Source organism: Microbacterium sp. K35 (assembly GCF_004794375.1).
In the GTDB taxonomy this organism is placed as follows: Bacteria; Actinomycetota; Actinomycetes; order Actinomycetales; family Microbacteriaceae; genus Microbacterium; species Microbacterium sufflavum.
In genome coordinates this window covers 1-952 of sequence record NZ_SSDM01000289.1, presented here as the reverse complement: position 1 = coordinate 952, position 952 = coordinate 1, and the positions used below count along the sequence as shown (strand labels likewise).

General features: G+C 77.6%; 1 protein-coding gene. It reads left to right on the top strand.

The genetic code is table 11. The features are described from left to right. Positions 1–933: HAD-IA family hydrolase (locus DW299_RS11255; protein ID WP_205814378.1), on the top strand; the 933-nt coding region annotated here is incomplete at its 5' end. Between the last annotated feature and the right edge of the window lie 19 nt (positions 934–952).

Below are 952 nucleotides of genomic sequence, written 5' to 3'. Positions count from 1 at the left end.
GCTCCGCCCTTCACGCGCGAGCTGCAGGGCGGAGCGGCGTGGGAGCTGCTCCGCGCCGCGGTGGCTCCGGCGACCCCGCACGTGATCCACCTCACGGGCGACCCCGACCTGCTCGCCGCGCGACGTGCCGAACGGGCGACCCCGAGAGACCTCCACCGCGCCGACGAGACCCCGCCGCCCCCGGCGATCCCGGTGACCCGCATCGACGCCGACCTGTCGACCGCGCAGCAGCTCGCGCGCGTGCGCGTCGTCGTCGGGCCGCGTCCGTCGCTCGACCCCGACGCCGTGGTCTTCCGCCGGACGTTCGACGCGGTGCTGTTCGACCTCGACGGCACCCTCGTCGACTCCACCGCCTCGGTCACCCGGTCGTGGCGCCGCTTCGCCGCCCACTACGGCGTCTCCGCCGAGGCCCTGCACGAGAACCACGGGCAGCCCGCTCACGTGCTCGTGTCGCGGCTGCTCGCCCCCGCGCAGCACACCGAGGGCCTCGACCGCATCCTCGACCTGGAGCTCTCCGACGCGGTCGACCTGCCGAGCGTGCCGGGAGCGCGGGCCCTCTACGACGCGGTCCCCGCGCACCGGCGCGCCATCGTCACCTCGGGAGCCGCACCCCTCGCCGCCGCGCGACTGGCGGCCGCCGGGTTCGCGGCACCGGGGGTGTTCGTCACCGCCGACGACGTCACCCGCGGCAAGCCCGACCCCGAGCCGTTCCGCACCGCGGCGACCCGCCTGGGAGTGGACCCCGCGCGCTGCCTCGTGGTGGAGGACGCAGCCGCGGGGATCGCGGCCGCCCGGACCGCCGGCTGCACGGTGCTCGCGGTCACCGGCACGGTCGACGCCGAGGCGCTGCCCGCCGACCTGGTCGTGGACGGCCTCGACCGCGTCGCGCTCACCGCCGACGCTGACGGCCTGCACCTGCGCCCGCTCGGCTGACGGGCGCCCGGCGCGGGGT